This is a genomic window from Trinickia sp. EG282A, from assembly GCF_040965455.1.
Classification (GTDB): domain Bacteria; phylum Pseudomonadota; class Gammaproteobacteria; order Burkholderiales; family Burkholderiaceae; genus Trinickia; species Trinickia symbiotica.
This window is the reverse complement of record NZ_JBFRCC010000021.1, coordinates 1-4,797: the sequence shown is the minus strand read 5'-3', so window position 1 is coordinate 4,797 and position 4,797 is coordinate 1. Positions and strand designations below refer to the sequence as shown.

2 tRNA genes and 2 rRNA genes are annotated in these 4,797 nt (G+C 54.4%); all 4 read right to left on the bottom strand.

Going from position 1 to position 4,797, the window contains the following annotated elements:
- Positions 1–16: 16 nt before the first annotated feature.
- A 23S ribosomal RNA gene (locus tag AB4Y31_RS31700) occupies positions 17–2,900 on the bottom strand.
- 292 nt (positions 2,901–3,192) lie between these two features.
- Positions 3,193–3,268: transfer RNA gene (locus AB4Y31_RS31695), tRNA-Ala, on the bottom strand.
- Positions 3,269–3,324: 56 nt separating this feature from the next.
- A tRNA-Ile gene (locus AB4Y31_RS31690) sits at positions 3,325–3,401 on the bottom strand.
- Positions 3,402–3,469: 68 nt separating this feature from the next.
- Positions 3,470–4,797: ribosomal RNA gene (locus AB4Y31_RS31685) — 16S ribosomal RNA — on the bottom strand; the annotation flags it as partial.

Genomic DNA, 4,797 nt, shown 5'->3' with positions numbered 1-4,797 from the left:
AAAACGCTCCGGTTATAGGATCAAGCCTTACGGGCAATTAGTATCGGTTAGCTCAGCGCATTACTGCGTGTACACACCCGACCTATCAACGTCCTGGTCTTGAACGACCCTTCAAGGGGCTCGAAGCCCCGGGGAAGTCTCATCTTGAGGCGAGTTTCCCGCTTAGATGCTTTCAGCGGTTATCTCTTCCGAACATAGCTACCCGGCGATGCCACTGGCGTGACAACCGGTACACCAGAGGTTCGTCCACTCCGGTCCTCTCGTACTAGGAGCAGCCCCCCTCAAACTTCCAACGCCCACGGCAGATAGGGACCAAACTGTCTCACGACGTTTTAAACCCAGCTCACGTACCTCTTTAAATGGCGAACAGCCATACCCTTGGGACCGGCTACAGCCCCAGGATGAGATGAGCCGACATCGAGGTGCCAAACACCGCCGTCGATATGAACTCTTGGGCGGTATCAGCCTGTTATCCCCAGAGTACCTTTTATCCGTTGAGCGATGGCCCTTCCATACAGAACCACCGGATCACTATGACCTGCTTTCGCACCTGCTCGACTTGTCGGTCTCGCAGTTAAGCACGCTTATGCCATTGCACTATCAGCACGATTTCCGACCGTACCTAGCGTACCTTCGTACTCCTCCGTTACCCTTTGGGAGGAGACCGCCCCAGTCAAACTGCCTACCATGCACTGTCCCCGACCCGGATCACGGGCCAAGGTTAGAACCTCAAACAAACCAGGGTGGTATTTCAAGGTCGGCTCCACCGAAACTAGCGTTCCGGTTTCATAGCCTCCCACCTATCCTACACAGATCGGTTCAAAGTCCAATGCAAAGCTACAGTAAAGGTTCATGGGGTCTTTCCGTCTAGCCGCGGGGAGATTGCATCATCACAAACACTTCAACTTCGCTGAGTCTCGGGAGGAGACAGTGTGGCCATCGTTACGCCATTCGTGCAGGTCGGAACTTACCCGACAAGGAATTTCGCTACCTTAGGACCGTTATAGTTACGGCCGCCGTTTACCGGGACTTCAATCAAGAGCTTGCACCCCATCATTTAATCTTCCGGCACCGGGCAGGCGTCACACCCTATACGTCCACTTTCGTGTTTGCAGAGTGCTGTGTTTTTATTAAACAGTCGCAGCCACCAGTTTATTGCAACCCCTTCACCCTTCCCCCGCAGGGGGGTCAAGCTACCAGGGCGTACCTTATCCCGAAGTTACGGTACCAATTTGCCGAGTTCCTTCTCCCGAGTTCTCTCAAGCGCCTTAGAATACTCATCTCGCCCACCTGTGTCGGTTTGCGGTACGGTCATCGTGAGACTGAAGCTTAGAGGCTTTTCTTGGGACCCCTTCCGATTGCTTCGCGGCCTAAGCCGCTCGCGCCACACCCTTGAATTCCGCGCCCGGATTTGCCTAAGCGCCTTCTCCAATGCAGCGACCGGGACGTCCAACACCCGGACAACCTTCCGCGATCCGTCCCCCCATCGCATCTCACGACGGTGCAGGAATATTGACCTGCTTCCCATCAGCTACGCATTTCTGCCTCGCCTTAGGGGCCGACTCACCCTACGCCGATGAACGTTGCGTAGGAAACCTTGGGCTTACGGCGAGGGGGCCTTTCACCCCCTTTATCGCTACTCATGTCAGCATTCGCACTTCCGATACCTCCAGCATCCTTTACAAGACACCTTCACAGGCTTACGGAACGCTCTCCTACCGCGCACGATTGCTCGTGCACCCGCAGCTTCGGTATATGGCTTAGCCCCGTTACATCTTCCGCGCAGGACGACTCGATCAGTGAGCTATTACGCTTTCTTTAAAGGATGGCTGCTTCTAAGCCAACCTCCTGACTGTTTTAGCCTTCCCACTTCGTTTCCCACTTAGCCATATTTGGGGACCTTAGCTGGCGGTCTGGGTTGTTTCCCTCTTGACACCGGACGTTAGCACCCGATGTCTGTCTCCCGTGATTACACTCTTCGGTATTCGGAGTTTGCTATGGCGAGGTAATCCGCAATGGACCCCTCAACCATGACAGTGCTCTACCCCCGAAGGTGAGACACGAGGCACTACCTAAATAGTTTTCGGAGAGAACCAGCTATTTCCAGATTTGTTTAGCCTTTCACCCCTATCCACAGCTCATCCCCTAGTTTTTCAACACTAGTGGGTTCGGTCCTCCAGTACGTGTTACCGCACCTTCAACCTGGCCATGGATAGATCATCTGGTTTCGGGTCTACGCCCAGCAACTGAACGCCCTATTCGGACTCGCTTTCGCTACGCCTGCCCTATTCGGTTAAGCTTGCTACTGAACGTAAGTCGCTGACCCATTATACAAAAGGTACGCCGTCACTCTCTTGCGAAAGCTCCGACTGTTTGTATGCATGCGGTTTCAGGATCTATTTCACTCCCCTCCCGGGGTTCTTTTCGCCTTTCCCTCACGGTACTGGTTCACTATCGGTCGATCACGAGTATTTAGCCTTGGAGGATGGTCCCCCCATCTTCAGACAGGATTTCACGTGTCCCGCCCTACTTGTCGTACGCCTAGTCCTTTCATGCGGTTTTCGCTTACGGGGCTATCACCCGCTATGGCCGCCCTTTCCAGAGCATTCAGCTAACCACACAAATAACACGTACAGGCTCTTCCCATTTCGCTCGCCACTACTTTGGGAATCTCGGTTGATTTCTCTTCCTGCGGCTACTTAGATGTTTCAGTTCGCCGCGTTCGCTTCACTAGACCTATGTATTCAGCCTAGGATGACCCATACGGGCCGGGTTTCCCCATTCGGAGATCTGCGGATCAAAGCTCGTTTGCCAGCTCCCCGCAGCTTTTCGCAGGCTACCGCGTCCTTCATCGCCTGTGATCGCCAAGGCATCCACCACATGCACTTGTTCGCTTGACCCTATAACGAGAGCGTCTCACTAGACTCGCTCGCTACAGGTTTGAGTTCTCGCGTTTGTGCCGTATTCCAAGAGCATCTTTCGATACCCTTCTCATACTTGGATACAATCACTACCCATTTGATATCTTCCGCGCCCATCTCATGAGACGCTTCCGATATCCCTTACTACTTCTTCCAGATTGTTAAAGATCGACAGCCGACTTTGCGGTCACACTGACTGGCGCACTCGCCAATGACAAAGATTCTTTCCGCACGCTAACGCAGAATTGACAGAACCCTTCTCATTGGAGATTGGTGGAGGCAGACGGGATCGAACCGACGACCCCCTGCTTGCAAAGCAGGTGCTCTCCCAGCTGAGCTATGCCCCCTGATGCCGACTCGCTTAGGGGATCCACTCGCGTGAGGTCCGCTCACCGTAGACTGATGGTGGGTCTGGTTGGATTCGAACCAACGACCCCCGCCTTATCAAGACGGTGCTCTAACCGACTGAGCTACAGACCCCTTCGCCTGTCTTTACGATCTTCACAGCCGATAAGCGTGAGCACTTGGTGTTGAACACGAAGCTCTGGAAAGGAGGTGATCCAGCCGCACCTTCCGATACGGCTACCTTGTTACGACTTCACCCCAGTCATGAATCCTACCGTGGTGACCGTCCTCCTTGCGGTTAGACTAGCCACTTCTGGTAAAACCCACTCCCATGGTGTGACGGGCGGTGTGTACAAGACCCGGGAACGTATTCACCGCGGCATGCTGATCCGCGATTACTAGCGATTCCAGCTTCATGCACTCGAGTTGCAGAGTGCAATCCGGACTACGATCGGTTTTCTGGGATTGGCTCCCCCTCGCGGGTTGGCAACCCTCTGTTCCGACCATTGTATGACGTGTGAAGCCCTACCCATAAGGGCCATGAGGACTTGACGTCATCCCCACCTTCCTCCGGTTTGTCACCGGCAGTCTCCTTAGAGTGCTCTTGCGTAGCAACTAAGGACAAGGGTTGCGCTCGTTGCGGGACTTAACCCAACATCTCACGACACGAGCTGACGACAGCCATGCAGCACCTGTGTGACGGCTCCCTTTCGGGCACCCCCAGCTCTCACCAGGGTTCCGTCCATGTCAAGGGTAGGTAAGGTTTTTCGCGTTGCATCGAATTAATCCACATCATCCACCGCTTGTGCGGGTCCCCGTCAATTCCTTTGAGTTTTAATCTTGCGACCGTACTCCCCAGGCGGTCAACTTCACGCGTTAGCTTCGTTACTAAGGAAATGAATCCCCAACAACTAGTTGACATCGTTTAGGGCGTGGACTACCAGGGTATCTAATCCTGTTTGCTCCCCACGCTTTCGTGCATGAGCGTCAGTATTGGCCCAGGGGGCTGCCTTCGCCATCGGTATTCCTCCACATCTCTACGCATTTCACTGCTACACGTGGAATTCTACCCCCCTCTGCCATACTCTAGCGCGCCAGTCAACAATGCAGTTCCCAGGTTAAGCCCGGGGATTTCACATCGCTCTTAACGCACCGCCTGCGCACGCTTTACGCCCAGTAATTCCGATTAACGCTCGCACCCTACGTATTACCGCGGCTGCTGGCACGTAGTTAGCCGGTGCTTATTCTTCCGGTACCGTCATCCCCCAGGGATATTAGCCCCGAGGATTTCTTTCCGGACAAAAGTGCTTTACAACCCGAAGGCCTTCTTCACACACGCGGCATTGCTGGATCAGGGTTGCCCCCATTGTCCAAAATTCCCCACTGCTGCCTCCCGTAGGAGTCTGGGCCGTGTCTCAGTCCCAGTGTGGCTGGTCGTCCTCTCAGACCAGCTACGGATCGTCGCCTTGGTAGGCCTTTACCCCACCAACTAGCTAATCCGCCATCGGCCGCCCCTTGAGCGCGAGGTCTT